The organism is Nocardioides sp. NPDC057767, from assembly GCF_042798275.1.
GTDB lineage: Bacteria > Actinomycetota > Actinomycetes > Propionibacteriales > Nocardioidaceae > Nocardioides.
Genome location: NZ_JBHVKJ010000010.1, coordinates 1 through 25280, shown reverse-complemented (window position 1 = coordinate 25280; position 25280 = coordinate 1). Strand labels below are relative to the sequence as shown.

The 25280-nt window shown below is 68.7% G+C and carries 26 protein-coding genes; 10 read left to right on the top strand and 16 right to left on the bottom strand.

Annotation, left to right across the window (positions count from 1 at the left end; all coding sequences use genetic code 11):
- Window positions 1–65 precede the first annotated feature (65 nt).
- Window positions 66–443, bottom strand: coding sequence for a LysM peptidoglycan-binding domain-containing protein (locus tag ACFVDI_RS07265; protein WP_378902207.1), 378 nt, complete (start codon window positions 441–443; stop codon window positions 66–68).
- Between the two features lie 180 nt (window positions 444–623).
- Here ACFVDI_RS07265 and lexA point away from each other — a divergent pair, with 180 nt between their 5' ends.
- From lexA to ACFVDI_RS07250, 3 genes are all read left to right on the top strand, one after another.
- Window positions 624–1391, top strand: coding sequence for a transcriptional repressor LexA (gene lexA, locus ACFVDI_RS07260; protein ID WP_378902204.1), 768 nt, complete (start codon window positions 624–626; stop codon window positions 1389–1391).
- A 97-nt stretch (window positions 1392–1488) separates the two neighbouring features.
- On the top strand, window positions 1489–3174 hold the full coding sequence (locus ACFVDI_RS07255) for an alkaline phosphatase D family protein (protein WP_378902201.1): 1686 nt from the start codon (window positions 1489–1491) through the stop codon (window positions 3172–3174).
- 139 nt (window positions 3175–3313) lie between these two features.
- A complete protein-coding gene (locus tag ACFVDI_RS07250) occupies window positions 3314–4804 on the top strand; it encodes an MXAN_6640 family putative metalloprotease (RefSeq protein ID WP_378902198.1) in 1491 nt (496 codons plus the stop codon).
- Window positions 4805–4884: 80 nt separating this feature from the next.
- On the opposite strand, the gene ACFVDI_RS07245 is transcribed toward ACFVDI_RS07250, so the two are convergent.
- From ACFVDI_RS07245 to miaA, 9 genes are all read right to left on the bottom strand, one after another.
- Window positions 4885–6879, bottom strand: a complete 1995-nt coding sequence (locus ACFVDI_RS07245) for an ATP-dependent DNA helicase (RefSeq protein ID WP_378902195.1) — start codon at window positions 6877–6879, stop codon at window positions 4885–4887.
- 10 nt (window positions 6880–6889) lie between these two features.
- Complete coding sequence (locus ACFVDI_RS07240; RefSeq protein ID WP_378902192.1) at window positions 6890–7642, bottom strand: SGNH/GDSL hydrolase family protein; 753 nt, start codon at window positions 7640–7642, stop codon at window positions 6890–6892.
- A gap of 101 nt (window positions 7643–7743) precedes the next feature.
- Entirely contained in the window at window positions 7744–9228 is a 1485-nt protein-coding gene (gene hflX, locus ACFVDI_RS07235; RefSeq protein ID WP_378902189.1) for a GTPase HflX, read from the bottom strand.
- A 60-nt stretch (window positions 9229–9288) separates the two neighbouring features.
- Window positions 9289–10902, bottom strand: coding sequence for a VWA domain-containing protein (locus tag ACFVDI_RS07230; RefSeq protein WP_378902186.1), 1614 nt, complete (start codon window positions 10900–10902; stop codon window positions 9289–9291).
- A 119-nt stretch (window positions 10903–11021) separates the two neighbouring features.
- Window positions 11022–11798, bottom strand: a complete 777-nt coding sequence (locus tag ACFVDI_RS07225; RefSeq protein WP_378902183.1) for an SDR family NAD(P)-dependent oxidoreductase — start codon at window positions 11796–11798, stop codon at window positions 11022–11024.
- 60 nt (window positions 11799–11858) lie between these two features.
- The gene (gene dapF, locus ACFVDI_RS07220; RefSeq protein WP_378902180.1) at window positions 11859–12710 is read right to left on the bottom strand and encodes a diaminopimelate epimerase; all 852 of its coding nucleotides are present in this window, start codon (window positions 12708–12710) and stop codon (window positions 11859–11861) included.
- The gene (locus tag ACFVDI_RS07215) at window positions 12710–13339 is read right to left on the bottom strand and encodes a pyridoxamine 5'-phosphate oxidase family protein (RefSeq protein ID WP_378902177.1); all 630 of its coding nucleotides are present in this window, start codon (window positions 13337–13339) and stop codon (window positions 12710–12712) included. Before ACFVDI_RS07215 ends, dapF begins: the two co-directional genes overlap by 1 nt.
- Window positions 13336–14277 (bottom strand): helix-turn-helix transcriptional regulator, encoded by a 942-nt coding sequence (locus ACFVDI_RS07210; protein WP_378902174.1) that lies wholly within the window; start codon window positions 14275–14277, stop codon window positions 13336–13338. The genes ACFVDI_RS07215 and ACFVDI_RS07210 overlap by 4 nt, the downstream gene beginning before the upstream one ends.
- Window positions 14274–15215 carry a tRNA (adenosine(37)-N6)-dimethylallyltransferase MiaA gene (gene miaA / locus ACFVDI_RS07205; RefSeq protein ID WP_378902171.1) on the bottom strand — a complete coding sequence of 314 codons (942 nt, stop codon included), beginning with the start codon at window positions 15213–15215 and terminating at the stop codon, window positions 14274–14276. Before miaA ends, ACFVDI_RS07210 begins: the two co-directional genes overlap by 4 nt.
- A 119-nt stretch (window positions 15216–15334) precedes the next feature.
- On the opposite strand from miaA, the gene ACFVDI_RS07200 reads away from it, so the two are divergent.
- Both ACFVDI_RS07200 and ACFVDI_RS07195 read left to right on the top strand, forming a co-directional pair.
- Window positions 15335–15526, top strand: coding sequence for an antitoxin (locus tag ACFVDI_RS07200; RefSeq protein WP_378902168.1), 192 nt, complete (start codon window positions 15335–15337; stop codon window positions 15524–15526).
- Window positions 15527–15786: 260 nt separating this feature from the next.
- Window positions 15787–16305, top strand: a complete 519-nt coding sequence (locus ACFVDI_RS07195; RefSeq protein ID WP_378902165.1) for a hypothetical protein — start codon at window positions 15787–15789, stop codon at window positions 16303–16305.
- A gap of 88 nt (window positions 16306–16393) precedes the next feature.
- Here ACFVDI_RS07195 and ACFVDI_RS07190 read toward each other — a convergent pair whose 3' ends face one another.
- Together ACFVDI_RS07190 and miaB are read right to left on the bottom strand one after the other, a co-directional pair.
- Window positions 16394–17326, bottom strand: coding sequence for a zinc metalloprotease (locus ACFVDI_RS07190; protein ID WP_378902162.1), 933 nt, complete (start codon window positions 17324–17326; stop codon window positions 16394–16396).
- 107 nt (window positions 17327–17433) lie between these two features.
- Window positions 17434–18936 carry a tRNA (N6-isopentenyl adenosine(37)-C2)-methylthiotransferase MiaB gene (gene miaB, locus ACFVDI_RS07185; protein WP_378902159.1) on the bottom strand — a complete coding sequence of 501 codons (1503 nt, stop codon included), beginning with the start codon at window positions 18934–18936 and terminating at the stop codon, window positions 17434–17436.
- Between the two features lie 158 nt (window positions 18937–19094).
- Here miaB and ACFVDI_RS07180 point away from each other — a divergent pair, with 158 nt between their 5' ends.
- The 4 genes from ACFVDI_RS07180 to ACFVDI_RS07165 all read left to right on the top strand — a co-directional run bounded on the left by ACFVDI_RS07180 (window position 19095) and on the right by ACFVDI_RS07165 (window position 22459).
- Complete coding sequence (locus ACFVDI_RS07180; RefSeq protein ID WP_378902156.1) at window positions 19095–19871, top strand: amino acid ABC transporter ATP-binding protein; 777 nt, start codon at window positions 19095–19097, stop codon at window positions 19869–19871.
- 76 nt (window positions 19872–19947) lie between these two features.
- On the top strand, window positions 19948–20760 hold the full coding sequence (locus tag ACFVDI_RS07175; RefSeq protein WP_378902153.1) for a glutamate ABC transporter substrate-binding protein: 813 nt from the start codon (window positions 19948–19950) through the stop codon (window positions 20758–20760).
- Window positions 20761–20879: 119 nt separating this feature from the next.
- Window positions 20880–21566 (top strand): amino acid ABC transporter permease, encoded by a 687-nt coding sequence (locus tag ACFVDI_RS07170; protein ID WP_378902150.1) that lies wholly within the window; start codon window positions 20880–20882, stop codon window positions 21564–21566.
- Entirely contained in the window at window positions 21563–22459 is an 897-nt protein-coding gene (locus ACFVDI_RS07165; RefSeq protein ID WP_378902147.1) for an amino acid ABC transporter permease, read from the top strand. Before ACFVDI_RS07170 ends, ACFVDI_RS07165 begins: the two co-directional genes overlap by 4 nt.
- Window positions 22460–22520: 61 nt before the next feature.
- On the opposite strand, the gene ACFVDI_RS07160 is transcribed toward ACFVDI_RS07165, so the two are convergent.
- The 4 genes from ACFVDI_RS07160 to ACFVDI_RS07145 all read right to left on the bottom strand — a co-directional run bounded on the left by ACFVDI_RS07160 (window position 22521) and on the right by ACFVDI_RS07145 (window position 24628).
- Complete coding sequence (locus ACFVDI_RS07160; RefSeq protein ID WP_008362589.1) at window positions 22521–22988, bottom strand: hotdog fold domain-containing protein; 468 nt, start codon at window positions 22986–22988, stop codon at window positions 22521–22523.
- 49 nt (window positions 22989–23037) lie between these two features.
- The gene (locus tag ACFVDI_RS07155; RefSeq protein ID WP_008362591.1) at window positions 23038–23304 is read right to left on the bottom strand and encodes a metal-sensitive transcriptional regulator; all 267 of its coding nucleotides are present in this window, start codon (window positions 23302–23304) and stop codon (window positions 23038–23040) included.
- A gap of 149 nt (window positions 23305–23453) precedes the next feature.
- Window positions 23454–23834 carry a VOC family protein gene (locus ACFVDI_RS07150; RefSeq protein WP_378902143.1) on the bottom strand — a complete coding sequence of 127 codons (381 nt, stop codon included), beginning with the start codon at window positions 23832–23834 and terminating at the stop codon, window positions 23454–23456.
- Entirely contained in the window at window positions 23831–24628 is a 798-nt protein-coding gene (locus tag ACFVDI_RS07145; RefSeq protein ID WP_378902140.1) for a methyltransferase domain-containing protein, read from the bottom strand. The genes ACFVDI_RS07150 and ACFVDI_RS07145 overlap by 4 nt, the downstream gene beginning before the upstream one ends.
- A gap of 109 nt (window positions 24629–24737) precedes the next feature.
- On the opposite strand from ACFVDI_RS07145, the gene ACFVDI_RS07140 reads away from it, so the two are divergent.
- The gene (locus ACFVDI_RS07140; protein ID WP_378902137.1) at window positions 24738–25226 is read left to right on the top strand and encodes a MarR family winged helix-turn-helix transcriptional regulator; all 489 of its coding nucleotides are present in this window, start codon (window positions 24738–24740) and stop codon (window positions 25224–25226) included.
- The last annotated feature ends 54 nt before the right edge of the window (window positions 25227–25280 follow it).

Genomic DNA, 25280 nt, shown 5'->3' with positions numbered 1-25280 from the left:
TGCCAGGGTGCCCGCCGCGCGGGCTGACTCCCTCGAAGGAGCAGCCGGACATCTGTGGGCGCCCGCTACGGCGCGGTCGGAACGATCAGGGTCTGCCCGGACACGAGCATCGAGGACTCGAGACCGTTGAGCTCCTTGATCCTCTGCTCCATCTCCCGAATCGAAGCGCCGGTCCCGGCGACGGCTTCCGCGGAGATGTCCCAGAGCGTGTCGCCATCGCCGACGACCATCGTGTGAGCGGCGGGGGCGGGGCTTTTGTCGGCATCACCGTCCACCGCGAAGGCCACCCGCGCCCCGACGAAAGCGATCGCGAAGAGCACGACGAGCGCGAAGGCGAACACGACGATCCGCCCACGACGGGTGAGCCGCACCGTCGAGCGACGCACCTCCGGCACGGGCCGGGGCGGCTCGGCTACGGGCAGCACATAGACGGTTGCACTCATCACGGCCTCCAGTTCACAAGTCTCTCGATCACGTGTTCGATCGAGCACATGTTCGAAGGTAGATCACGTGTTCGAACAACGCAAGTAGCGACGTCAGGAATTTTTGAACGCCGACACGCACTTCGAACGAGATCGAACAGATGTTTGATGTCGTGGTGCCAGAGGGACTAATGTGATGACATGACCACGCAGAAGACAGGCACCGGATCAGGCGGTTCGAAGAAGAGCCGCGTCCGCGAGCTGCCCGACGGGCCGCCGGACGCGACCGGGCTCACGCCGCGTCAGCAGCGCATCCTCGCTCACCTGCGCGACAGCATCGAGCAGCGCGGCTACCCGCCCAGCATGCGCGAGATCGGTGCCGCCGTCGGGCTGACCAGCACCAGCAGCGTCGCCCACCAGCTGCGCGCGCTGGAGCAGCGTGGTCTGATCCGCAAGGACCCGAAGCGACCCCGTGCCCTCGAGGTCTTCCTCCCCGAGGTGATGGCCCACCGCAAGGCCATGGCCGGCGAGGAGACCGAGCCGGCGCTCACCGCCGAGGCCGTCGTCAACCCCAACCCCGACGCCACCATGGTTCCCCTGGTCGGTCGGATCGCGGCCGGTGGCCCGATCCTGGCCGAGGAGACCTCGAGCCAGCAGAGCATCGAGGACGTCTTCCCGCTGCCCAAGCAGCTGGTCGGCAACGGCGACCTCTTCCTGCTCTCGGTCTCCGGTGACTCGATGGTCGACGCCGCGATCTGCGACGGCGACTTCGTGGTCGTGCGCCAGCAGCCCACCGCGGAGAACGGCGAGATCGTGGCCGCGCTGATCGACGGCGAGGCGACGGTCAAGACGCTCTCCCGCAAGGACGGCAAGGTGTGGCTGCTGCCGCACAACGCGGCGTACGAGCCGATCGACGGCACCCACGCGACGATCCTCGGCAAGGTGACGGCGGTCCTGCGCAGCCTCTGAGTCCTGTCTCACACCTCCCGCGACCAGTCCGGGAACTCTGCGTGAAATCCAGCCGCCGGCCCATGACAGGGCCGGCGGCTGCGTCGTTCCATACAGCGTGACTCAGAGCAGCACGACCCAGACGCAGATCGACCGCCGCACCCTCATCGCCGCCGGCCTGGCCACCGCCGCAGGAGTGGGAGTCGTGGCACTGCCGACACCCGCCGAGGCAGCCGGCACCACGCTCAACCACTTCCAGCACGGCGTCGCCTCCGGCGACCCGCTCCCGGACCGCGTGGTCATCTGGACCCGGGTCACGCCCACCGCGGAGGCGACCCCGGGGTCCGGACGGGGCGAGGAGATCCTGGTCCACTGGGAGGTCTCGCCGACCGCGGACTTCAGCCGCCTCACCGCCAAGGGCACCCAGCTCACCGGCCCGGACCGCGACCACACCGTGAAGCTCGACGTCACCGGCCTGTCCCCGGAGAGCTGGTACTTCTACCGCTTCACCTACAACGGCCAGACCAGCCGCGTCGGCCGCACACGCACCGCTCCGGCTGCGGACGCGGCCCCGGACAACGTACGTTTCGGGGTGGTCTCCTGCTCCAACCTGCAGGCCGGCTGGTTCGCCGCCTACCGCCATCTGGCCGCGCGCGACGACCTGCACGCGATCCTCCACCTGGGCGACTATCTCTACGAGTACGGCCCCGGCGAGTACGGCTACGGCATGGCCAACGAGGACATCCGCCCGCACGAGCCGGCCCACGAGATGCACACCCTGGCCGACTACCGGGTCCGGCACGCCCAGTACAAGCGCGACGCCGACCTCGCCGACGCGCACGCACACCTGCCCTGGATCGTCACCTGGGACGACCACGAGTCCGCCAACGACGCCTGGCTGCTGGGTGCGGAGAACAACGAGCCCGGCGAGTACGACTGGATCGACCGCAAGACCAACGCCAACCAGGCCTACGACGAGTGGATGCCGCTACGTGTCGACGGCACTGCCGTCGTCGAGACCGGCGGGCACCTCCACGACCGCATCTACCGGCGGCTGAGGTTCGGCACCCTCCTCGAGCTGAGCATGCTCGACCTGCGCTCCTACCGCTCCGAGCAGGTCGCCCGCACCGACCTGGCCGGCGTCGACGACCCCGACCGTACGATCACCGGCGACGAGCAGCTGGAGTGGCTCAAGGAGGGCCTGCTCACCGACGCCCGGTGGAAGATCGTCGGCAACCCGGTCATGATCGCGCCGGTCACCTTCGCGGCCCTCCCGAAGAGCCTGGTCAGCCCGGTCAACGACGTCACCGGGCTGCTGCCCGACAACGGCATCGCCTACAACGTCGACCAGTGGGACGGCTACACCGCCGACCGCACCGAGCTCTTCGAGCACATCCGCGACAACGCGATCACCGACACGGTGTTCGTCACCGGCGACATCCACTCGGCGTGGGCCTGCGACCTGCCGTACGACTCCGCCGTCTACCCGCTCGGCAGGACCGCCGGCGTCGAGTTCGTCGCCACCTCGGTGACCTCGAACAACCTCAAGGACATCCTCGGCGCACCGCGCCGCACGGTGAGCGTGACGGTCGAGAACATCATCAGGACCGCCAACCGCCATGTGCGCTACCTCAACTTCGACGACCACGGCTTCTCGGTCCTCGACGTGACCCGCAACCGGGCCCAGATGGACTGGTACGTCATCGGCGAGCGCAAGGACTCCAGGACCACGGCCACCTGGGCCAGGTCGTACGCCACCGCGAGCGGGAGCAACCGGCTCCATCACGTCACCGAGCCGGTCTAGGCGTTTCACCGATGTGGCCGAGTCGCGTGCCCTTAGACTGCCCTGGTCTACCTTCCCGAACGTCTGGTATCTCATGCGAAACATTGCCCGCCGGATCAACCGCAAACAACGCTCCCTCGTCTTGATCGCAGGGATGGTAGTGGCCACCTTCGCCGCCACCATGCCCGCAACCGGATCGACCCCGGCGAGCTCGGTGCGGACCGGCGGCGACACCAGCGCCGCACAGCCGGTGACAGAGGAGGAGGCCCGGGAGGCTCTCGCCGAGGCCAAGAAGGTCAAGCGCAACCAGTCGGTCCGTGGCGCCCGCCAGGTCGTGCCAGGTCGGCACGTCGCCGGCCGGCCCGACGCGACCATCGCCCTGACCAACCTCTGGAACGCCAAGGACGCCCTGGACGGCTCCAACCAGAAGGCCGCGCGTGAGCTGCTCGCCCGCCCGCGCACCGCGACCGAGACGTGCAGCGACGTCGTCTGCGTCCACTACACGCCGGGCAAGGGTGGCGACAGCGCCTCGGTGGCGTACGCGACCCAGGTCCGTGACGTGGTCACGAAGGTCCACAACATCTATGTGCAGGCGGGCTACCGCAAGCCTGCCGCCGACAAGACGGTCACCCCCGGCAAGGTCGACATCTACCTGGAGAACCTCTACGACGAGGGCTACTACGGCTACTGCGCCCCCGAGACGAAGGTCTCCAAGACCGCCGCGACGGCCTACTGCGTCCTGGACAACGACTACGCCACCAGTGAGTACGGCACGGCCAACACGCCCACCGAGAACCTCCGGGTCACCGCCGCCCACGAGTACTTCCACGCGGTCCAGTTCGCCTACGACGCCGGCGAGGACCGCTGGATGATGGAGTCCACGGCGACCTGGGTCGAGGACGAGGTCTACGACAGCATCAACGACAACCGCCAGTACCTGGCCTACGGCCAGCTGGAGGACCAGCGCAAGCCGCTGGACAACTCCAACGTCTCCAACCTCGGCATCTACGGCAACTGGATCTTCTTCCGCTACCTCTCCGAGCGCTTCGCCAAGGAGCGGGGTTCCCTCCCGGAGGTGGTCCTCGGTGTCTGGAACCGGGCCCCGTCCACCTACTCCACCGCGGCCATCCGACAGACGCTCGCCGCGCGCGGCACCACGCTGAAGCTGCAGTACGCCCGCTTCGCCGCCGCCAACCTGGCCCCCGCGAAGAGCTACAGCGAGGGTGGCGCCTACTACCCGCCGGTCTACGACGGCCGCACCGCGCTGCCCGCCAAGCGACAGACCGTCGACGGCCAGTTCACCCTCAAGCACCTCACCTACGCCTCCCAGCGTCTGGTCCCGAAGAACGTCGGCAAGGGCTGGAAGCTGCGCATCAAGGTCGACGTCGCCCGCCCCAACGCCAACGCTGCCGTGATCAGCATCTTCCGCACCGACGGCACCCGCGGCGTCTACCACCTCAAGCCCAACAGCCAGGGCATCGCCACCAAGACCATCGAGGGGTTCTCCTCCAAGCGGATCCGCAAGGTCGAGGTCACCTTCGCCAACGCGAGCAGCAACTTCACCTGCGGTCAGGGCACCCCGTACTCCTGCCACGGCGTCGCCACGCCCGACAAGGCCACCCACCGCTGGTGGGCCAAGACCTACCGCTGACCCAGATCACGCCGAGTCGGCTCGTTCCAACGAGCCGACTCGACGTGCTTTTCGGTCAGTACGAGCCGACTCGACCGGCGTCAGGCGGAGGCTGACTCGGAGAGTCGCTTCAGCGCCTGGCGCACGATGGCCGGGTCGGTGGTGGCCCACATCGGCGGCAGGCTGGCCTTGAGGAAGCCGCCGTAGCGCGCGGTCGCCAGCCGGGCGTCCAGCACCGCCACCACCCCGCGGTCGGTGGTGGTGCGGATCAGCCGGCCGGCGCCTTGGGCCATGAGCAACGCGGCATGAGTGGCGGCGACCTGCATGAATCCGTTGCCGCCGGCCTTGTCCGCCGCCTGCTGCCGGGCCGACATCAGCGGGTCGTCGGGCCGCTGGAACGGGATCCGGTCGATGATCACCAGCTGACAGGTGTCGCCGGGCACGTCGATCCCCTGCCACAGCGACAGCGTCCCGAAGAGCACCGTGTGGGGGTCTGCGACGAACTGCGCTGCGAGCTCGGGCAGCTGGGCGTCGCCCTGCGCCAGCGTGGTCAGGTGAGGCAGCTTCTGGCGCACGACCTCGGCGGCCGCCTCGGCCGCGCGACGGGACGAGAAGAGCCCGAGCGTACGTCCGTCGGCGGCGTCGACCAGGTCGACGATCTCGTCCAGGGTCTTGGCGCCCATGCCGTCGCGGCCGGGAGGAGGCAGGTGGCGGGCGACGTAGAGGATCCCCTGCCGGCCGTAGTCGAACGGGCTGCCGACATCGAGCCCGACCCACGGCAGCACGTCCTCGGTGCGCTGCGCCCCGGCACCCACCTCGGTGCGCTCCTCCGCCTTGAGCCCGAGAGATCCGGCCACGGGACCGAAGTCCCCGCCGAGCTTGAGCGTCGCCGAGGCGAACACGACGGTCTTCTCCCGCAGCAGCTTCTCGCGCATCTGCGCCCAGACCTGCAGCGGCGCGACGCAGAGTCGTGGCGGGATCCGGTCGCTGCCCTCGTTGAGCCAGATCACGTCGTGCTCGGAAACCGCGGCCATCCGCTCAGCGGTCGTGAAGACCTCCTGGAGTCCGCCCTTGGCCTGCTGGAAGCCAGGGTCGGCGCTGTCGGAGTCCTTCGGCTTGGGGAGCGCCGAGAGCGCGGAGCGCGCGGCGTCACGCACCAGCACCAGCGCGTCGGAGACCAGCTCCGGGAGGGTCACGAACCGCCCCGGCGAGGTCTCGTTGATCGCCGCCCGCAGCGCGTCGGAGGCGTCGGCCAGGTCGTCGGCCTCGGAGCCCTCGACGTGCTTCTGCGCCCGGCGGGCGGCACGCTCCACCTCTGCGGCGGTCAGCTCGTCGGTCGCTGCCTGGGTCACCCGGGCGACCAGCTCGTGGGCCTCGTCGATCACCACCGCGTCGTACTCCGGGATCATCGGCACGCCCTCGATCGCATCGATCGCGAGCAGGGAGTGGTTGGTGACGATCAGGTGGCTCTTCTGGGCCTTGTCGCGGGCGACCTCGACGAAGCACTCCTCGCCGAAGGGGCACTTGGCGGCGCCGAGGCAGTCGCGGTGGTTGACCGAGACCTGACGCCACTCACGGTCGGTGTGGCGCGGCGCCGAGTCGCGCTCGCCGCTGCCACCCTTCTCGGCCTCCTCCTCGGCCCAGCTGCGCAGCTCCAGGACCTTCTCGGCCATCGGGCCGAGCGGGACGTCGACCAGGGTGCCCTGGTCGTCGGGCGCGCCCTCGCGGACACGGTGGAGGCAGGCGTAGTTGGAGCGGCCCTTGAGCACCGCGTAGGAGGCATCCACGCCGGGACGCGAGCCGATCGCCTTGACCAGGCGCGGCAGGTCGCGCTCGACGAGCTGGTGCTGCAGCGCCAGGGTCGCGGTGGCGACCACGACCCGGCTGTCGTGGAGCAGCGACGGGACCAGATAGGCCAGCGACTTCCCGGTGCCGGTGCCGGCCTCGACCAGCAGGTGCTCCTCGTCGGCCAGGGCCTGCGCGACCGCGTCGGCCATCATCACCTGGCCCTCGCGGGTGGCACCGCCGAGGGTCGCGACCGCATCCGCCAGGGCTTCACGTACGGGCGACTGGGAGGCGATCTCGGTTGCGGTCACTCGGGCAACCTTAGCCGTGGGCGGGGACAGTCTCCGATCGGCTCTCCGCGATCCGGCGGGCGACGATCTCCCCGAACTGCATGTGGCCCGCGACCGTCAGGTGGGTGTTGTCCTCGAGCATCGGCAGCTGCAGGTCGAAGACATTGATGTACGTCACTCCGTACTCCGCCGAGACCCGGCGCATCATCTTGTTGACGACCCTGATCGCCTTGGCCCGGGAGTTCACCCTGGGCGCGCTGAGCACGACGACCTCATAGCCCTCGAGCTCGTCCAGGGTGGCCCGGAAGCCCTTCTCGACGTCCTCGATGTCGCTCTTGGAGTCGTTGATGCCGCCCTCGAGAACGACCAGGTCGGCCCCTTGCGCGATCACGTCGGGAATCCGCTCGGGGAAGGAGATCGGACCGCACGTCTCCATCGAGCCGCGCGCGTAGCCGGTGCCGCCGAACCCGGAGACCCGGACCTCGCCGTCGAGATAGCGCGGCCAGGACAGGCCGGGGTCGTCGAGCCCGAACCCCGAGGCCCACGAGTCGCCGATCACGACGACCCGCTCACCGGCCCCGGTCACCACCGAGGCGCGGGTCATCGACTCGGCCGCCAGCCGGGCGCACAGGTCCTGGGTCACCTCGGCCCCGTGGCTGCCCTCGGCGCCCGGAAGCACCCCGTCGCCCTCGGTGGCACAGCCGGCGAGCGTGGCCATCAGGACAGCACCAGCCAGCGCGCTCACGACCGTGGCGCGCGCCGCGCGGCGTACCTCTGTGCGCATCCGTGCCCTCTCCGTCGACCGACCGTCCCCAAGTGTGCGGGACGAGCGTGGCAGAGCCAATGTCGAAACGCCGAGCCAGCCCTGGATCAGGCGGGGTGCGCTCAGTTCGGGTAAGCCGCCAGCTCACCCGCCAGGTCCGCGTTGGCGCGGCCCTTGACGACGGTGCCCTCGGCCGTGTGCTCGAGGTGGTCGATCTCGCCGTGCTGGTGGATCCGGTTGACCAGGTCGCCGCGCTCGTAGGGAACCAGCGCGGAGAACTCCACGCCCGGTCGCGGCAGGTCGGTCTCGACCGCCTTGATCGCCTCGTCGATGCCCTCGCCGGTCTTGGCCGAGACCGCGACCGAGTGCGGCTCGGCGCGGAGCAGCCGGCTGATCACGAGCGGGTCGGCGATGTCGGCCTTGTTGATCACGACCAGCTCCGGCACGTCGCCGGCACCGATCTCGGCGAACACCTCACGCACCGCGGCCAGTTGGCCCTCAGGGTCGGGGTGGGAGCCGTCGACCACGTGCACGACCAGGTCGGCGTCGGCGACCTCCTCCAGCGTCGAGCGGAAGGCCTCGACGAGCTGGTGCGGCAGGTGACGCACGAAGCCGACCGTGTCGGACATCGTGTAGACCCGCCCGTCCTCGGTGGTCGTACGCCGGGTGGTCGGGTCCAGGGTCGCGAAGAGCGCGTCCTCGACGAGAACCCCGGCACCGGTCAGCCGGTTGAGCAGCGACGACTTGCCGGCGTTGGTGTAGCCGGCGATCGCCACCGCGGGGATCTGGTGGCGCTTGCGGTCGGCGCGCTTGGTGTCGCGGGTGCCCTTCATCGCCTTCAGCTCGCGGTTGAGCTTCGCGATCTTGGTGTTGATCCGGCGACGGTCGGTCTCGATCTTGGTCTCACCGGGACCACGGCCACCGATACCGGCACCACCGGCGACCCGGCCACCGGCCTGACGGGACAGGTTGCCACCCCAACCACGAAGCCGCTGCTTCATGTAGTTGAGCTGAGCGAGCTCCACCTGAGCCTGACCCTCGCGGGACTTGGCGTGCTGGGCGAAGATGTCGAGGATCAGCGCGGTCCGGTCGACGACCTTGACCCCGGTGCGGTCCTCCAGGTTTCGCAGCTGCGAAGGCGCCAGCTCGCCGTCGGCGATCACGGTGTCGGCGCCGGTCGCGGCGACGATCTCCTTGAGTGCCTCGACCTTGCCGCGGCCGATGTAGGTCGCGGGGTCGGGCGCCTGGCGGCGCTGGTAGATCGCCTCGAGGACCTCGGAACCGGCCGTCTCGGCCAGCAGCGCGAGCTCGGCGAGGGAGTTCTCGGCGTCGGTCTGGGTGCCGCCGGCCCACACGCCCACGAGCACCACTCGCTCCAGACGCAGCTGCCGGTACTCGACCTCGGTGATGTCCTCGAGCTCGGTGCGCAGGCTGGCGACGCGCTTGAGCGCGTGCCGCTCGGCAAGCTCCATCGCGCCGACGGTCGGATCGGTGTCCTCGGGATCCTCGTCGGCGTAACCACTCTCGAAGCTGTCGTCGAGCGCGTCCCACTCCTCGGTGGCCTCGAGCTCGTCAGCGAGTGAGAAATCGTGTGCGTTGTTCGTCATATACCAACAAGGGTACGGCGCCACACCACCCGGGGGACAATGCTTATCCAAGAGCGCCCCTCAGCGCTGCTCGAGCGCCTCCCGCAGCACGGTCCCGACGTCCTCCGGACGCTCCGCGACGTACGCAGCCCCACCCGTCGCATCGGCGATCGCCTGCAACGCGCCCAGGTCGGCGTCGGCGGTGATCCCGATGCCCAGGACGCGGACCGGCCGACGCGGGTCGGAGGCAGCCTCCAGCTGGCGTACGAGCTCGGCCAGGTCCATCGAACCGGGATCGTCGTTGGTGCCGTCGGTGAAGAGCAGGACGGTGTTGGACGCGAGCGGGTCGTAGGAGGCGACCGCGGCCTGGTAGGCCGCGAGCGCGGTGTCGTGCAGGGCGGTGCCGCCGCCGGTGCGCGCGGTGAGGCCGGCGATCTCCTCGCTCAGCTGCGCGCGCTGGTCCTTCGTGGCGAGCTGGCGGGTCGGGACGAGCACGGTGTGGTCGGCGGGATCGCCCTCGGCCGCCTCGGAGAAGGCCCACAGCCCGACCGCGGCGCCACCGGGAAGGAGCTCGACGGCCTCCGACGCCGCCGCCTGGGTGAGCTGGAGGCGGGTCGTCCCGGAACCGGTCGGCCAGGCCATCGACCCGGAGACGTCGACGACCGCGATCGTCCGGGTCTGCTGCAGCTTGGCGTTCCACTCGGCGGCAGCGTTGGTCACGCTCGCTGCGTCGACCCGGGTGTAGGCACCGACTGTGGGCGACGGCTTACCGGCACCGGTGGTGCGGAACCCTGCCCGGGTCAGCGCGGTGTCGGCCGCGCCGCTGTCGAGCACACGCGCGAAGCTGGTGATCGACTCGGCGATCGCGTTGCGGCGCGAGGAGTCGGCGGTGATCAGGACCGGGTAGTCGAGGACCACGGTGCCCTCCTTGGGTGCCGCGGCCTTCAGCATCGGCGCGTTCGTCGACCACTGCTGCTCGCTGGTCGCGGTCACCCCGCTCATGACGGTCTGCAGCTCGGCCAGACGCGCCGAGTCGGTCGGGGCGGCAGCCTCGTCGCCGGAGGCGATCCGCTCGCCGTACGGCTCCAGCCTGGCCTCTCTCGCCGGCTTCGCCTGGCCGGCGACCACCGTGCCGAGGGCGCTCATCATCCGCCGGGGGTCACCCATCAGCAGGTCGTCCTCGACGAACGCCTCGGCGTAGGAGGTGCGGGCGAGCCCGTCGCCGGAGACGAGCACGACCGGCGAGGAGGCCATCGAGGCCCGCAGCGTCACCGGCTCGGCGGCCGGCGTGATCCGGTCGAGCCAGACGGAGGAGTCGGGGATCCATACGTCGGGCAGCTCACCGCCGAGCGCCATCGGCTGGAGGACCTGGTCGGTCTTGGTCGCCTCGACCTCGATCTGGCCGCAGCCGGCGTCCTCGAGGATGTTGCCGACCACGGTCGCCGCCTCGGGGGCCACCGCGACCGTCATCTGCGGGCCCAGACAGGTCCGCTCGCCGCTCGAGCCGGCCTTTCCCTCGGCGACCAGGGCGGTCGCGAGCAGGCACAGCGCCAGGACACCGGCGGCACCGGCCATCACGCCGATCGTCTCCCGGGTGAACCGCGGCTCCCGCGCGGGCTCGGGCGGCCCGGTGGGCTCCTCGGGCTCGATGATCGCGAGCGCCTTCGACGTACTGGTGCCCGCCTTATCGGACATGCGAACTCCCCTAGCTCCGACATCCGCGGAGCGGTCTGAACGGTCCGCGGCTGGCGCACACATTAGCGGTGCGCCAGCCGTCGGGGTACTACCTGCGTCCTGTTACCAGTTGCGTCCGGTCACTTCGGTGGCATCCGGATGCCGCCGTCGACCCGGATCGTCTCGCCGTTCATGTAGTCGTTGGTCAGGCACTCCACGACCATGCTCGCCAGCTCCTCGGGCACGCCGAGGCGGTGCGGGAACAGCACGCTCTCGCCGAGCTTGGCCTTGAACGCCTCCGACTCGGGGCCCTCGCCGTAGATCGGGGTGTCGATCAGCCCCGGGGCGACGGTGTTGACCCGGATGCCGACCGCGGCGAGGTCGCGCGCGAGCGGAAGAGTGAGCCCGACGACGCCGCCCTTGGACGAGGAGTAGGACACCTGCCCGATCTGGCCGTCGAAGGCGGCCACGCTGGCCAGGTTGACGATGGCGCCGCGCTGCCCGTTGGCGTCGGGCTCGTTGCGGCTGATGTAGGTCGCCGCCTGGCGGCACATGTCGAAGGTGCCGATCAGGTTGATCGCGATGACCTTCTTGTACGCGTCCAGGTCGTGCGCCGAACCGATCTGACCGTCACGCCCGATGGTGCGCTGCGCCCAGCCGATCCCGGCCGAGTTGACCACCGCCTTCAGCGGCGCGATCTCCACGGCCCTCTCCACGGCGTTGGTGATCTGGTCGGTGTCGGTGACGTCAACGGGCACGAACAGCCCCTTGATCTCCTCCGCCAGAGCCTCGCCCTTGTCCTTCTGCATGTCCGCGACGATGACCGTCGCACCCTTGGCTGCCAGCGCCCGGGCCGTCGCCGCCCCGATTCCGCTGGCCGCTCCGGTCACGATCGCTGTGCTGTCAGTCAACTGCATGGGCAGCACCATAGACGTGACCACCCTCACGGTGGTGAATACCCGTTAACCATCTCGCGGTCAGAGCGACGTCGTACCCTCAGCGACCAGGATCGCCGGTCCGGTGAGCAGAACGTGGTCGTCGGTCGTCCAGGTGACGTGGAGGGTGCCGCCCGGCACATCCACCCGGTACGTCACGTCGGCATCGCGCGCGATCGCGAGGCCGTCGGCCTCGGCGGCCGCGACCATCACCGCACAGGCTCCGGTGCCGCAGGACCGGGTCTCGCCGGCGCCGCGCTCGAAGACCCGCATGGCGACGTGACGCTCGGCGACGCGTACGAAGAACTCGACGTTGACCCCGTGCGGATAGACCGTCTCGTCGAAGATCGGGGAGTCGTAGAGGTCGCCGACCGGGCCGTGGGGGTCGATCGACTCGACCTCGGCCGCGGCGTGCGGGTTGCCCATGTCGACGTTGCACGCGGACCAGAAGTGGTGGGCGACGGTGACCTGGGTCGACCCGAGCAGCTTCGGCGAGCCCAGATCGGCCGTCCAGACGTCCCCCTCCGCGCGCAGGGTCTTGTCGCCGGCACGCGTGGCGAAGGTGACCTCGTCACCGGCGAGCCCGGCAGAACGCAGGTATTCCGCGAAGACCCGGGTGCCGTTGCCGCACATCTCGGCCAGGGTGCCGTCGGCGTTGCGGTAGTCCATGAACCACTCGGCGTCGCTCGCCGGCCGGTCCTCGCCGGTGTAGGCGGCGGTGCGGATCACCCGCAGGATCCCGTCGCCGCCGATGCCGGCGCGGCGGTCGCACAGCGCTCGGACCCGCGCGGCCATCTCGTCGTCGGAGAGGGCGCCGTGCACCGAGCCGTCGAGATCGGGCAGCAGCACGAAGTCGTTCTCCGTGCCGTGGCCCTTCAGGTAGGAGTAGGTCATCAGTAGAGGTACTTCGAGTAGACGTCGGTGCGGTAGTAGTCCTCCATCTCCGCCAGCGTGCGCGGGTCGTTCTCGACCTGCTTGGCGATGACCGCACGCTTGGGGAGGTGGTCGGGGTCCCAGGTCTCCGGGTCCCACAGGCCCGAGCGCAGGAACGCCTTCGCGCAGTGGAAGAAGATGTCGTCGATGTCGACGACCAGGGCGAGGATCGGCCGCTTGCCCTTGACGACCATCTCGTCGAAGAACGGCGCGTCCGAGACCAGACGGGCCCTACCGTTGATCCGCAGCGTGTCGCCCCGGCCGGGGATCAGGAAGTTGAGCCCGACGTGCGGGTTGGAGAGCACGTTGCGGTAGCCGTCGACCCGCTTGTTGCCCGGTCGCTCCGCGATCGCGATCGTCTTGTCGTCGATGACGTGCACCAGCGACCCCGCCGGGTCCCCCTTGGGCGAGGCGTCGCAGTTGCCGTCGGCGTCGGAGGTCGCGAGCACGCAGAACGGCGTCGCGGCGAGCCACTCCCGGTCGATGTCGAGGAGCGCCGGACGCCCCTTGGTCACCGCTCGCTCGTGCGGCGTGCCGACCAGGTCGACGAGTTCCTCGGGCGTGCTGATCTCAGTCCAGGTAGGGGTCACCGCCCCAGGGTACGAGGCGGCACCTCGCCGCGGCGAGCCCGTAGCCAGTCGATCGGGTCACCCCGGTCGACCTCGACGCCGGCCATCCGGAGCATCATCCGAGCCAGCAGACGCCGGTGGGCTGCGTACGTCAGGACGTGGGCGACCACCGACCCCATCTGGAAGCTCTCCGGCGGCTCGCACAGGGCGTCCACGAGCCGGTCCTCCCAGGCGCCGCGGCGCTCGATGTCGCGGACGACGGCCAGCCAGCGCGCCGCGACGGACTCGTGACGCTCGATCAGCGCGGCGGCGTCGTCGGACTGGCGCCGGACGGGCATCGAGAGACCCTCGATGGAGGCCACCCAGCACTCCTTGGCCCACACGGTCGCCTCGAGGACCTGGCGCAGCGACTCCTCCGGCCCGTCCCACGGCAGCACCTCGTGGCCCGGCAGGCACACCCCGGTGAGCACCTCCTCGGGCAGGTCCTTGGCCAGGTCGAGCAGCGCCCGGGTGTCGTCGACGTCGTGCATCACCAGCTGCTCGGTCAGCGGCGCGAGCACCCTTTCCTGGGAGTCGACCCACAGCGACTCGGGCGGATGGAAGTGGATTCCGTTCGGCGCGGGCAGCCAGTGGCTGACAGCGGCCGTGCTCGGAGGGTGCCCGAACGCCTTCGCGTAGGCCCGGGAGAACCCCTCCACAGACTCGTAGCCGGCGGCCCAGGCCGCGTCGGTCACGGTGCCGCCGTGTCGCAGCTGCCAGGCAGCGCGCTCCAGCATCACCCGCCGTCGCATCGCCACCGGCGGCTCCCCCGCGCCCCGGGAGAGGAGCCGGTTGAAGTGGTAGGGCGAGGTGTAGGCGTCCCCCGCCATCTGGGCCAGCGTGCGGGGCTCCCCGTCGTCGGCGCCGTCGAGCACCGCGTCCAGCAGCTCCCGCAGGCGGTCGCGCACCTGCTCGCTCACCGCGTCACCGCCCGCACCGTCCGCACCGCCGCCACGGCCTTGTCGAGGCGGGACGGGTCGTCGTAGGAGACCCACACGACCCGCGGGTCCTTGCGGAACCAGGCGTCCTGGCGTCGGGCGAACTGCCGGGTCCTGATGGCGGTCCGCTCCATGGCCTCCTCCAGGGTCATCTCTCCGGAGAGGTACGCGGCGACCTCGTTGTAGCCGATGGCCTTCGCCGCGGTCCGCGTCCGTCCGAGACCAGCCTCCAGGAGCCGGGCGACCTCATCGACGAACCCGGCCTCGAACATCTCCGAGACGCGTTGCCGGATGCGTACGTCCAGGGCTTCGCGGGAGATGTCGACGCCGATCTGGATGGAGGCCGGATCCTGATAGACCTGCTCGGGCAGCCGGGCGCTGAACGGCTCACCGGTCAGCTCGATGACCTCCAGGGCGCGTACGACGCGGCGACCGTTGTCGACCTCGATCCGCTCGGCCGCCACCGGGTCCAGAGCCCGCAACCGATCATGAAGTGCCTTCTCGCCTGCGGTTTCGAGCTCCTTCTCCAGGCGTTCCCGGACCTCGGTCGAGGTCCCGGGGAACTCGAACCGGTCCAGGATGGCTCGCGTGTAGAGAGCGCTGCCGCCGACCAGCACGGGCGTCTTCCCGGACTCACGGAGCGTGGCGATCCGCTCCCGCGCGAGCCGTTGGAAGTCAGCCACGGAGGCCGGCTCGGCGATGTCGAGGAGGTCCAGCAGATGGTGCGGGATCCCGCGCCGCTCGGCGAGCGGAAGCTTCGCGGTCCCGATGTCCATGCCGCGGTAGACCTGCATCGCGTCGGTGTTGATGATCTCGCCGCCGAGGGTCTCGGCGAGGTCCAGGGAGAGCGACGTCTTGCCCGCCGCGGTGGCGCCGACGACGGCCACGATCGGGGTCACGGACCAGGAAGAAGATCCCAAGCTGGATAGCCCGGGCGAACTATCCAGGTCGCGTGTCCCCCTGTTGCTGTCGTACTCCATGTGGTTAGTCTGACCGCTAGTTGGCTCATACGGGGAGCCACCGACCATGAGGGGGAAGCATGAGCTTCTTGGACAAGGCAAAGGACCTCGCCCAGCAGGGCATCGACAAGGTTGGCGCCGACAAGGTCAGCGAGGGCCTGGACAAGGCCGGCGAGTTCGCCGACGAGAAGACCGGTGGCAAGTTCAGCGACCAGATCGACCAGGGCGTCGAGACCGCGAAGAACGAGGCGGAGAAGCTGGACGGCAACTGAACCCATCCACGCATCGAGGCGGGGAGCAACCCACACGGGGTTGTTCCCCGCCTCGCTTTGCGTGAGCCGTACACCCGGTTGACATTTTGCATGGCTTTTTCCGAAACACTGTTACGCACCTGTTGCCATTCGTGCCGCCACATGGAACGGTCGAGACCGTCCCGCTCGCGTGCCTCACCGAATGGGACAGCCGGGGGGCGGACGTGCGACGCATGTTCCGAAGCCGGTCCGAACACAACTACTCGGAAGTGTGGACCACTATGACTGAGAACTACGGCAACAGCGACGAGCAGCAGAACTACGGCCAGGAGGGCGGCTTCGGCGGCCAGGAGTCCGGCGAGGGCTCCTCCTACGGCGAGCAGTCCACCGAGGGCGGCTTCGGCGGCCAGGAGGGCGGCCAGAGCGAGGGCGGTTCCTACGGCGAGCAGTCCTCCGACGAGGGCGGCTTCAGCGGCGGCGAGCAGTCCGAGGGTTCGAGCTACGGCTCCGAGGGTGGCCAGAGCGAGAGCGGCTCCTCCTACGGCGAGCAGTCCGACGAGGGCAGCTCCTACGGTGGCGGCGAGCAGTCCGCGGGCTCGAGCGAGGGTGGCTACGGCGGCCAGGAGTCCGACGAGGGCTCCTCCTACGGCGCCGAGGGTGGCCAGAACGAGGGCGGCTCCTACGGCGAGCAGTCCAGCGAGGGCGGCTCCTACGGCGAGCAGTCCAGCCAGGGCGGCTTCGGCGGCGAGCAGTCCAGCGAGGGTGGCTTCGGCGGCGAGCAGGAGCAGTCGCAGTTCTGAGTCAACCCTGCTGATCGCAGACGGATCGAGCGCCGGGCCCGCAAGGGACCCGGCGCTCGGCGCTTTGTGGAGATCGTCGAAGCAGCGATCAGGCGCGGTACGCCACCCACCCGTCGATCATGCGCTGCACCTGACCCGGCGTGAACTCGTCCATGCACGCGTCCTCGGTGTAGTCCATGAAGTTGTGGATCGGGTCGAGGCCCGGAGCCGTGCAGGTGTCGGAGCCCTCCGGGCAGCCGAAGGCGGGCGCCGCCTCGGCCGGGGTGTCGTCGACCTGGTCGCCCTTGCCGTGACAGCCGCCCTGGAAGGTGTGGTAGAGGTGCAGCCAGTGACCGACCTCGTGGGTGGCGGTGTCACCCTCGTCGTACGGCGCTGCGGAGCCGCCCGGCATCGACTCGCCGAGGATGACCACACCGTCCTGCGACCCGATGTTCTTGGTCGGGAAGGTCGCCCAGCCGAGCAGGCCGTCGTCGATGTCACCGATGTAGACGTTGAGCGCGTTGTCGCCGCCCTGGCGCAGGGTCGACTTCATCTCCCGCTCCCCGGCCGAGCCGGAGATGATCGGGTACCAGGCCGGGTTGATCGTGGTCTCCTGGCCGGCGACCTCGAAGGAGAACGGCGTGCCGGCGTACGCCGCGTTGAGCACGTCGATCTGCGCGTCGATGTTGGCCTGCGGGACGGCGCCGGTGGTGGCGTCCTCCTGGATGACGTGGATGTAGGTCGGGATGGTCGTCGGGCCGAGGGTGGCGCTGCCGCCCTTCTTGCCCTTCGCCGCCAGCGCATCGCTGAGCGCCTTCTCCTTGGCGTCGGCCTGCTTGGCGGTCAGATGGTTCGTGTCGCGGACCTGCTCGGCACCTTCGGCGACGCGGGCCGCGCCGACCTCGTGCGGGTCGAAGCAGGCGTCGCCTCCTGCCGCCGCCTGCATCGCGGTCGCGGGAGAAGCGGCCGCCAGGCCTGATGCCACGAGCACTCCGAGCGCGCCCATCGCTGCTGCTCTGCCGGCCAGCTTGGGAATCGACATGGGGGGTATCCCTTCCTGAGACAAGTTGCCTCAGGCTAGGGCAGAAATACCCTCGGGGGAACGGAGTTACGGAGAATTTGCTGTTCGAGTAATGCGACGCCGAACGATCAGCCGCACGCTGGCGCAGCGGGCAGCGGAGCAGGCACGCCGACCGACGGCATGCCCAGGCCCACCGAAGGCGTCTCGGGCTCGCTTCGGCCCTGGCGCGCCTCCCAGGCGTCGCCGGAACGGGTGCGCCGCACCTCGAGCACCGGGTTGTCGGCCACCAGGTGGTGCGGAGCCGCGTAGGTGACCTCGACCTTCACCATGTCGCCGGGACGTACGCCTTCGGCACCGGCCACGTTGAAGTGAACGAGCCGGTTGTCGGGCGCGCGACCGGAGAGGCGATGGGTCTCGGCGTCCTTACGGCCCTCGCCCTCGGCGACCATCAGCTCGAGCGTACGTCCGACGTTCTTCTTGTTCTCCTCGTAGGCGATCTCGTTGACGAGATCGACGAGTCGTCCGTAGCGGTCCTTGACGACCTCGGGAGAGATCTGGTCGGGGAGGTCGGCCGCGGGAGTGCCGGGACGCTTGGAGTACTGGAACGTGAAGGCGGAGGCGAAGCGCGACTCGCGGACCACGTCGAGGGTGGCCTGGAAGTCCTCCTCGGTCTCCCCCGGGAAACCGACGATGATGTCGGTGGTGATCGCCGCGTGCGGGATCGCCGCCCGGACGCGCTCGATGATGCCGAGGAACTTGGTCGACCGGTAGGAGCGGCGCATCGCCTTGAGCACGCGGTCGGAGCCGGACTGCAGCGGCATGTGCAGCGACGGCATCACGTTGGGCGTCTCGGCCATCGCCTCGATGACGTCGTCGGTGAACTCCGCGGGATGCGGGCTGGTGAACCGGACGCGCTCCAGGCCCTCGATCTCGCCACAGGCGCGCAGCAGCTTAGAGAACGCCTGCCGGTCGCCGAACTCCACGCCGTAGGCATTGACGTTCTGGCCCAGCAGGGTCACCTCGGTGACGCCCTCGGCGACCAGCGCCTCGATCTCGGCGAGGATCTCGCCCGGGCGCCGATCCTTCTCCTTGCCCCGCAGGCTCGGGACGATGCAGAACGTGCAGGTGTTGTTGCAGCCGACGCTCACCGACACCCAGGCGGCGTAGGCCGACTCGCGCTTGGTGGGCAGCGTGGACGGGAAGACCTCGAGGGACTCCAGGATCTCGACCTGCGCCTTTTCCTGGACCCGGGCCCGCTCGAGCAGCACCGGGAGCGAGCCGATGTTGTGCGTCCCGAACACAACGTCGACGTACGGCGCTTTCTCGGTGATCGTCGCCCGGTCCTTCTGCGCGAGGCAGCCGCCGACGGCGATCTGGAGGTCGGGGTTGGCCTCCTTGATCGGGGCCAGATGGGAGAGGTTGCCGTAGAGCTTGTTGTCGGCGTTCTCCCGGACCGCGCAGGTGTTGAAGACGACCACGTCGGCCTGCGTTCCCTCGGTCGCCTTGAGATAGCCCGCATCCTCGAGCAGCCCGGAGAGGCGCTCGGAGTCGTGGACGTTCATCTGGCAGCCGTAGGTGCGGACTTCGTACGTACGGGCCGTTGCGGAGCCAGAGGCGATCGACGTAGTCATAGCGCCCTCAAGAGTACGACCGCAGGGGCCGCGCGGTGGAATCCGGCGAGGATTGCGGTAGCGGCCCGGCGTACCGAATCTCGTTGGTTATCTCCTTGTAACCGATACCGGGGACCAAGTCATGGATGTGCAATGCAGGATGTGGTTAGGTCTGCGACATGACCGTGCTTGACACAGATCCCACCAGCGCACCTTCGGGAGACGCCCTGGTGGTGCTCGACCATGTCGACAAGCACTACGGCGACCTGCACGTGCTCCAGGACATCAACCTGGAGATCAAGCGTGGCGAGGTCGTCGTGGTGATCGGGCCCTCGGGCTCGGGGAAGTCGACCCTCTGCCGCGCGATCAACCGGCTCGAGACGATCGACTCGGGCACGATCAAGCTCGACGGCAAGGAGCTGCCCGCGGAGGGCAAGAGCCTGGCCAAGCTGCGCGCCGAGGTCGGGATGGTCTTCCAGAGCTTCAACCTCTTCGCCCACAAGACGATCCTGCAGAACGTCACGCTCGGCCCGATGAAGGTGCGCAAGCTGAAGAAGGCCGAGGCTGAGGCCGAGGCCAAGAAGCTGCTCGACCGCGTCGGCGTCGGCGTCCAGGCGAACAAGTATCCCGCTCAGCTCTCCGGCGGACAGCAGCAGCGCGTCGCGATCGCTCGGGCGCTGGCGATGAAGCCGCAGGTGATGCTCTTCGACGAGCCCACCTCCGCCCTCGACCCGGAGATGGTCAAGGAGGTGCTCGACGTCATGGTCAGCCTCGCCAAGGAGGGCATGACCATGATCGTGGTCACCCACGAGATGGGCTTCGCCCGGATGGCCGCCGACCGAGTCGTCTTCATGGCCGACGGCCAGATCGTCGAGTCCAACACCCCGGCTGAGTTCTTCGACAACCCGCAGTCCGAGCGCGCCAAGGACTTCCTCGGCAAGATCCTCAAGCACTGAACGTACGTCTCGGGTGAGCCGCTGAGCTCGCGCACCCTGCAATGCACCAACACTCATATTCCAGAAGGTGGATTCGATGAAGTTCAAGAAGATCGCCGCGGTCGTGGGCGCCCTCGCGCTCGCCGGCTCGCTCGCTGCCTGTGGCGGCAGCGACGACACCGGCTCCGACGCCGGCGGCGACAAGATCAAGATCGGCATCAAGTTCGACCAGCCGGGCCTCGGCTTCAAGAAGGCCGACGGCACCTACTCCGGCTTCGACGTCGACATGGCGAAGTACATCGCCGAGGGTCTCGGCTACGAGGAGGACCAGATCGAGTGGAAGGAGGCGGTCTCCGCCAACCGCGAGACCTTCCTCCAGGACGGCACCGTCGACATGATCCTGGCGACCTACTCGATCACCGACGAGCGCAAGGCCAAGGTCGACTTCGCCGGTCCCTACTACATCGCTGGTCAGGACCTCCTGATCCGCGCCGACGACTCCTCCATCACGGGCCCGGACGACATGAAGGGCAAGAAGATCTGCTCCGTCACCGGCTCCACCTCCGCACAGAAGGTGAAGGACGAGTACGGCGCCGTGCCGCAGGAGTTCGACTCGTACAGCAAGTGCATCACCGCCCTCCAAGGCAAGCAGCTCGACGCGCTGACCACCGACGACATCATCCTCGCGGGCTACGCCAACGAGTTCCCGGGTGAGTTCAAGATCGTCGGCCAGCCGTTCTCGGAGGAGAACTACGGCGTCGGCCTGCCCAAGGGCAGCAAGGACCGCGACAAGATCAACGACCTGATCGAGCAGTCCTTCGAGGACGGCGCTTGGGAGAAGGCGTTCAACGACAACCTCGGCGATTCTGGCTACGAGCTGCCGGAGCCTCCCGCGGTCGACCGTTACTGAGTTCACCCAGACCCGAGCCGGCGGGCTCTGGCCCGCTCCCAGCGGAGCGAGCAACAGGGTCAGGACCCGCCGACTCGGGGTGAGCGACAAGACGGACCACCAAGAACCGAAAGTACCCCATGGATCTCTTCTCCGAGTATGGGTCGGCCATCCTCCAAGCATTCGGGCTGACCTTGAGACTTGCCGTCTACAGCGGCGTCTTCGCCTTATTGCTCGGCGTCGCACTCGCCGTCTTCCGCGTCTCCCCGGTGCCGGTATTGCGCTGGGTCGGGGCGGCAGTCGTCTACACGTTCCGGAACACGCCGCTGACACTGGTGATGTTCTTCTCGATGTTCGGCCTCGCCTTCCAGTTCGGCCTGAGCTTCTCCGATGACCTGCCGACCCAGAACTTCTGGCTCGCCGTGCTGGCTCTGAGCGTCTACACCTCGACCTTCGTGTGCGAGGTCCTCCGCTCCGGCATCAACACAGTGCCGCTGGGGCAGGCCGAGGCGGCCCGCGCGATCGGACTCACCTTCTCGCAGAACCTCCGGCTGATCGTGCTGCCGCAGGCGCTGCGGTCGGTGCTCAACCCCCTGGCGAGTGTCCTGATCGCAATGATCAAGAACACGACGGTGGCCGTCACCATCGGCGTCGTCACCGCCAAGGGCGTCAACGAGGCGTCCGGTCAGATGCGGACGATGATGGAGAACGAGGCCGACCAGATCGTGCTGATCTTCATCATCTTCTCGATCGGATTCATGCTCATGACCCTGCCGGTCGGTTTCCTCGCCGGCTGGGCCTCCAAGAAGTTTGCGGTGATTCGATGAGTGCCTCCGTCCTGTACGACGCCCCCGGCCCGCGCGCCAAGGCCCTCAACTGGATCTACTCCGGGGTCGCGCTGGTCCTGCTCGGCTACGTCGCATGGTTCGTCTACTCGAAGTTCGACGAGACCGGCCAGTGGGAGAGCGAGAAGTGGACCCCGTTCCTCGACGCCGACGTCTGGAACAACCTGCTGATCCCTGGCCTGATCGGCACGCTGAGCGCCTTTGCGGTCGGCTCGGTCCTCGCTCTGGTATTCGGCTTCGTCTTCGCGATCGGACGTCTCTCCGACGTGAAGCTCATCAGCATCCCGTGCGCTGTGGTCATCGAGTTCTTCCGCGCCATCCCGATGCTGCTGCTGATGTTCTTCATCTACTTCATGCAGCCCTCGCTCGGGATCACGCCGACCAGCATCTTCTGGGCGGTCGTGCTCGGCCTGATGCTCTACAACGGCTCCGTCATCGCCGAGATCATCCGAGCCGGCGTCAACGCCCTGCCGAACGGGCAGCGAGAGGCCGGCTTCGCCATCGGGCTCACCCGCACCCAGGTGATGTGGGCGATCCTGCTGCCGCAGGCGGTCCGCTCCATGCTGCCCGCGATCATCGCTCAGCTCGTCGTGCTCCTGAAGGACACCGCGCTGGGCTACGTGCTGGGTTACAGCGAGCTGCTCAACCAGGTGCCCAAGCTGGACGGCAACTTCCACAACCTGGTCCCCGCGGCCATCGTCGTGGCGGTCATCTACATCATCCTGAACACGATCCTCGGCCTCGTCGCCAACTGGATCGAGGCCCGCACGCGGCGGGTGGCCCACACCGCAGCACCCGTCGGCGACCCCGCGGCTGTCGACCCGATCGCAGCAGAGGCCGAGCGGGTGCGTAAGCAGAACACCGCCGGCCTCTAGTACCTGCACCACGAACGGCCCGCTGCCCCTTCTCGGGCGGCGGGCCGTTGCGTACCTGCTTCTACTTCTTCTTCGGGGTCACCCAGAGGTTGATGGTGCCCTCGATGACGACGGTGCCGTCCTCGCGGATGCCCTTGACCCGGACGGCGAGGTCGCCGTCCGCGGTCTCCCAGTCCTCCTGGTCGGTCTCCGCGATGCAGGTGATGTCGGAGGTCGCCTTGGCGGTGTAGGAGACGGTCATCCCCTTGGGGATCCAGCGCTTGTCGCGCGGGATGGTGACCTCCGCAAGGGCACCCATCGCCATCTCGAGGCCATTGCACAGCGCGATGGCGTGCACGGTCCCGATGTGGTTGTGGTTGCCCTTGCGGTTGGGCACGATGACCTCGGCGTAGTTGGGCCGCAGCTGGTTGACCAGCGGGTGGATGGACCCGAAGTAGGGCGCCTTCTTCGCGAACGCGACCGAGAATGCTCGCTTGCCCACAACCGGCACGCGGTTGAAGGACTTCCAGAGGTCGTAGAGCTGGCTCATGGCGGTCAGGTTACCCGAGGGTAACCCCCTCCCCTCTCCTGGCCCGAGATCAGGAGAGGGAGAGGAAGACCTTCTCGAGCTCCTCGATCTGCTCCGGGCGGTCCCCATCGGCGTGCGCACGGCGCAGTTCGTTGGAGAGCAGCGCGAAAGCCGCCTTGTCGAGGGCACGGGTCACTGCCTTGAGCTGGCCGACCACATCGGCGAGCTCGCGGCCGTCTTCGATCATGCGGAGCACGCCACCGAGCTGGCCCTGAGCCCGGCGGACTCGATTGACCACGCTCGTCGTCTCCGCGTCCCGAGGCTGGGGGACGGTCACGTCGTCAGTCAAAGTCTTGCCTTCCATCGTTTCTGGCATCATTCCTGGCTCGTTGTTGTATCCCCCGGGGGACAACGGTCCAGACCAGTTGGCGTTACGGTTCTTTTTGCTTGATTCCTGTTTTCGCCTACATGGACCAGAAGTTCGTGCTAGACGGCGGTTGGCCACACGATCTCGACGCGGTTGCCGAACGGATCGCGGACGTGGAAACGCTGGAATCCGTCGGCGTTGTGACGCTGGCTCCAGTCGACGTCGAAGCCGAGTCGCGCGAGCCTCGCCCCCAGGGCCTCCAGCTCCGCCTCGGTCTCGACGGCGAGGGCGGGATGGGCCTTGGCCTGCGGCCGGTGCGGGTCCTCGACCCCGAGATGGATCTCCGCGCCGCCCGGCGATCGGAACCAGGCGCCACCGCGCTTGGCCAGCTCGGTCGGCTTCGGCACCTCGGTCAGTCCGAGTCCGTCTGCATAGAACGTCCGGGCCTCGTCCTCGCGACCGGCGGGCATGCCGACCTGCACGTGATGGATCCGCATCATGCCGCCAGCCTGCGGGCGACCACGAAGACGCGTCGGAACGGGAGCAGCACGAAACTGTTTCCTACCGAATCGTTTCGTACGGGATAGGCCTGTGCCAGACGGTTCTTGAGCTCCTCGGCGAACGACTCGAAGAGCCCGGCCTTCTCGAGCGCGGCCGCCGTGGGGCGCAGGCTCGTCCCGGCGATCCAGGTGAAGACGGGATCCTCGCCGGTCAGCACGTGCAGGTACGTCGTCTCCCAGGCATCGACCGCGAACCCCTCCTTCACGAGCACGTCGTAGTACTCGGCGGGATCGTGCGACCCGGGCGCCTCGAGGTGGCGGGCGTGCTCGGCGTACGGCTCCTCGGCGGCGAGCTCCTCGCGGAGCCGGTGGCTGGGTTCGTCGAAGTTGCCCGGAACCTGGAAGGCGAACCAGCCCTCGTCGCTCACAGCGCGGGCGAGAGCCGGCAGCAGGTCCAGGTGACCGGGAACCCACTGCAGGGTCGCATTGGAGAGGAGTACGTCGACGGACCCCGGTGCCGCCGAGTCGGCCCAGTCGCGGAGGTCCGCCACCGCGAAGTCGACACCGTCGACGGTCGCGCGCGCCTTGTCGATCATCGCGGAGCTGGAGTCCAGGCCGACGACCCTGGCCCCCGGCCAGCGGGCCGCCGCCAGCGCTGTCAGGTTGCCAGGACCGCAGCCCAGGTCGACCACGGACTTCGGCTGATCCACAGCGACCCGGCGGAGCAGATCGGAAAACGGCCGGCCTCGCTCGTCGGAGTAGGTCAGATAGCGCTCAGGATCCCATGCAGTCATGGCGTACGTCCTCTCGATTTCTCTTGATGTCAAGATATTCCGATCGTCCTCCCGACTTGTCTCGATGTCAAGATTCTCGATGAGGCGAACTTGGGCTACGCTCAACGCCATGCGCGACGAAGTCGACGACCTGAGCGAGGCTTGGGCACACGAGCGCCCCGATCTGGACCTGGGCCCCGTCGAGATCTTCTCGCGTCTCTCCCGCCTCTCGCGCCACCTCGACCTCGCCCGACGTGACGCGTTCTCCGGCTCCGGGATCGAGTCCTGGGAGTTCGACGTGCTCGCCGCACTGCGGCGCGCGGGCGACCCCTACGAGCTCTCCCCCGGCCGGCTGCTGCGCGAGACCCTGGTGACCAGCGGGACCATGACCAACCGCGTCGACCGGCTCGCCTCTCGCGGCCTGGTCGAGCGACTCCCCGACCCCGCCGACCGCCGCGGCGTGCTCGTCCGGCTCACCCCCGACGGCAAGGCGACCGTCGACAGCGCCTTCGAAGCGCTGCTCGCGGCCGAGCGAGAGTTCCTCGACAGCCTCTCCGCCGACCAGCAGAGCCAGCTCACCGACCTGCTGCGTCGGCTGCTGGTCCCCTTCTCGGCCTGACCAACTCCCGCCGAGTCGGCTCATCTTGACCGAAAATTCCGCCGAGTCGGCCCG

Bases quoted from the DNA above. Each gene is read 5' to 3' on its own strand.
- ACFVDI_RS07265 (WP_378902207.1), bottom strand. From the start codon at position 443: ATGAGTGCAACCGTCTATGTGCTGCCCGTAGCCGAGCCGCCCCGGCCC.
- lexA (WP_378902204.1), top strand. From the start codon at position 624: ATGACCACGCAGAAGACAGGCACCGGATCAGGCGGTTCGAAGAAGAGC.
- ACFVDI_RS07240 (WP_378902192.1), bottom strand. From the start codon at position 7,642: ATGCGCACAGAGGTACGCCGCGCGGCGCGCGCCACGGTCGTGAGCGCG.
- hflX (WP_378902189.1), bottom strand. From the start codon at position 9,228: ATGACGAACAACGCACACGATTTCTCACTCGCTGACGAGCTCGAGGCC.
- ACFVDI_RS07230 (WP_378902186.1), bottom strand. From the start codon at position 10,902: ATGTCCGATAAGGCGGGCACCAGTACGTCGAAGGCGCTCGCGATCATC.
- ACFVDI_RS07225 (WP_378902183.1), bottom strand. From the start codon at position 11,798: ATGCAGTTGACTGACAGCACAGCGATCGTGACCGGAGCGGCCAGCGGA.
- dapF (WP_378902180.1), bottom strand. From the start codon at position 12,710: ATGACCTACTCCTACCTGAAGGGCCACGGCACGGAGAACGACTTCGTG.
- ACFVDI_RS07200 (WP_378902168.1), top strand. From the start codon at position 15,335: ATGAGCTTCTTGGACAAGGCAAAGGACCTCGCCCAGCAGGGCATCGAC.
- ACFVDI_RS07195 (WP_378902165.1), top strand. From the start codon at position 15,787: ATGACTGAGAACTACGGCAACAGCGACGAGCAGCAGAACTACGGCCAG.
- ACFVDI_RS07190 (WP_378902162.1), bottom strand. From the start codon at position 17,326: ATGTCGATTCCCAAGCTGGCCGGCAGAGCAGCAGCGATGGGCGCGCTC.
- miaB (WP_378902159.1), bottom strand. From the start codon at position 18,936: ATGACTACGTCGATCGCCTCTGGCTCCGCAACGGCCCGTACGTACGAA.
- ACFVDI_RS07180 (WP_378902156.1), top strand. From the start codon at position 19,095: ATGACCGTGCTTGACACAGATCCCACCAGCGCACCTTCGGGAGACGCC.
- ACFVDI_RS07175 (WP_378902153.1), top strand. From the start codon at position 19,948: ATGAAGTTCAAGAAGATCGCCGCGGTCGTGGGCGCCCTCGCGCTCGCC.
- ACFVDI_RS07170 (WP_378902150.1), top strand. From the start codon at position 20,880: ATGGATCTCTTCTCCGAGTATGGGTCGGCCATCCTCCAAGCATTCGGG.
- ACFVDI_RS07165 (WP_378902147.1), top strand. From the start codon at position 21,563: ATGAGTGCCTCCGTCCTGTACGACGCCCCCGGCCCGCGCGCCAAGGCC.
- ACFVDI_RS07160 (WP_008362589.1), bottom strand. From the start codon at position 22,988: ATGAGCCAGCTCTACGACCTCTGGAAGTCCTTCAACCGCGTGCCGGTT.
- ACFVDI_RS07150 (WP_378902143.1), bottom strand. From the start codon at position 23,834: ATGATGCGGATCCATCACGTGCAGGTCGGCATGCCCGCCGGTCGCGAG.
- ACFVDI_RS07145 (WP_378902140.1), bottom strand. From the start codon at position 24,628: ATGACTGCATGGGATCCTGAGCGCTATCTGACCTACTCCGACGAGCGA.
- ACFVDI_RS07140 (WP_378902137.1), top strand. From the start codon at position 24,738: ATGCGCGACGAAGTCGACGACCTGAGCGAGGCTTGGGCACACGAGCGC.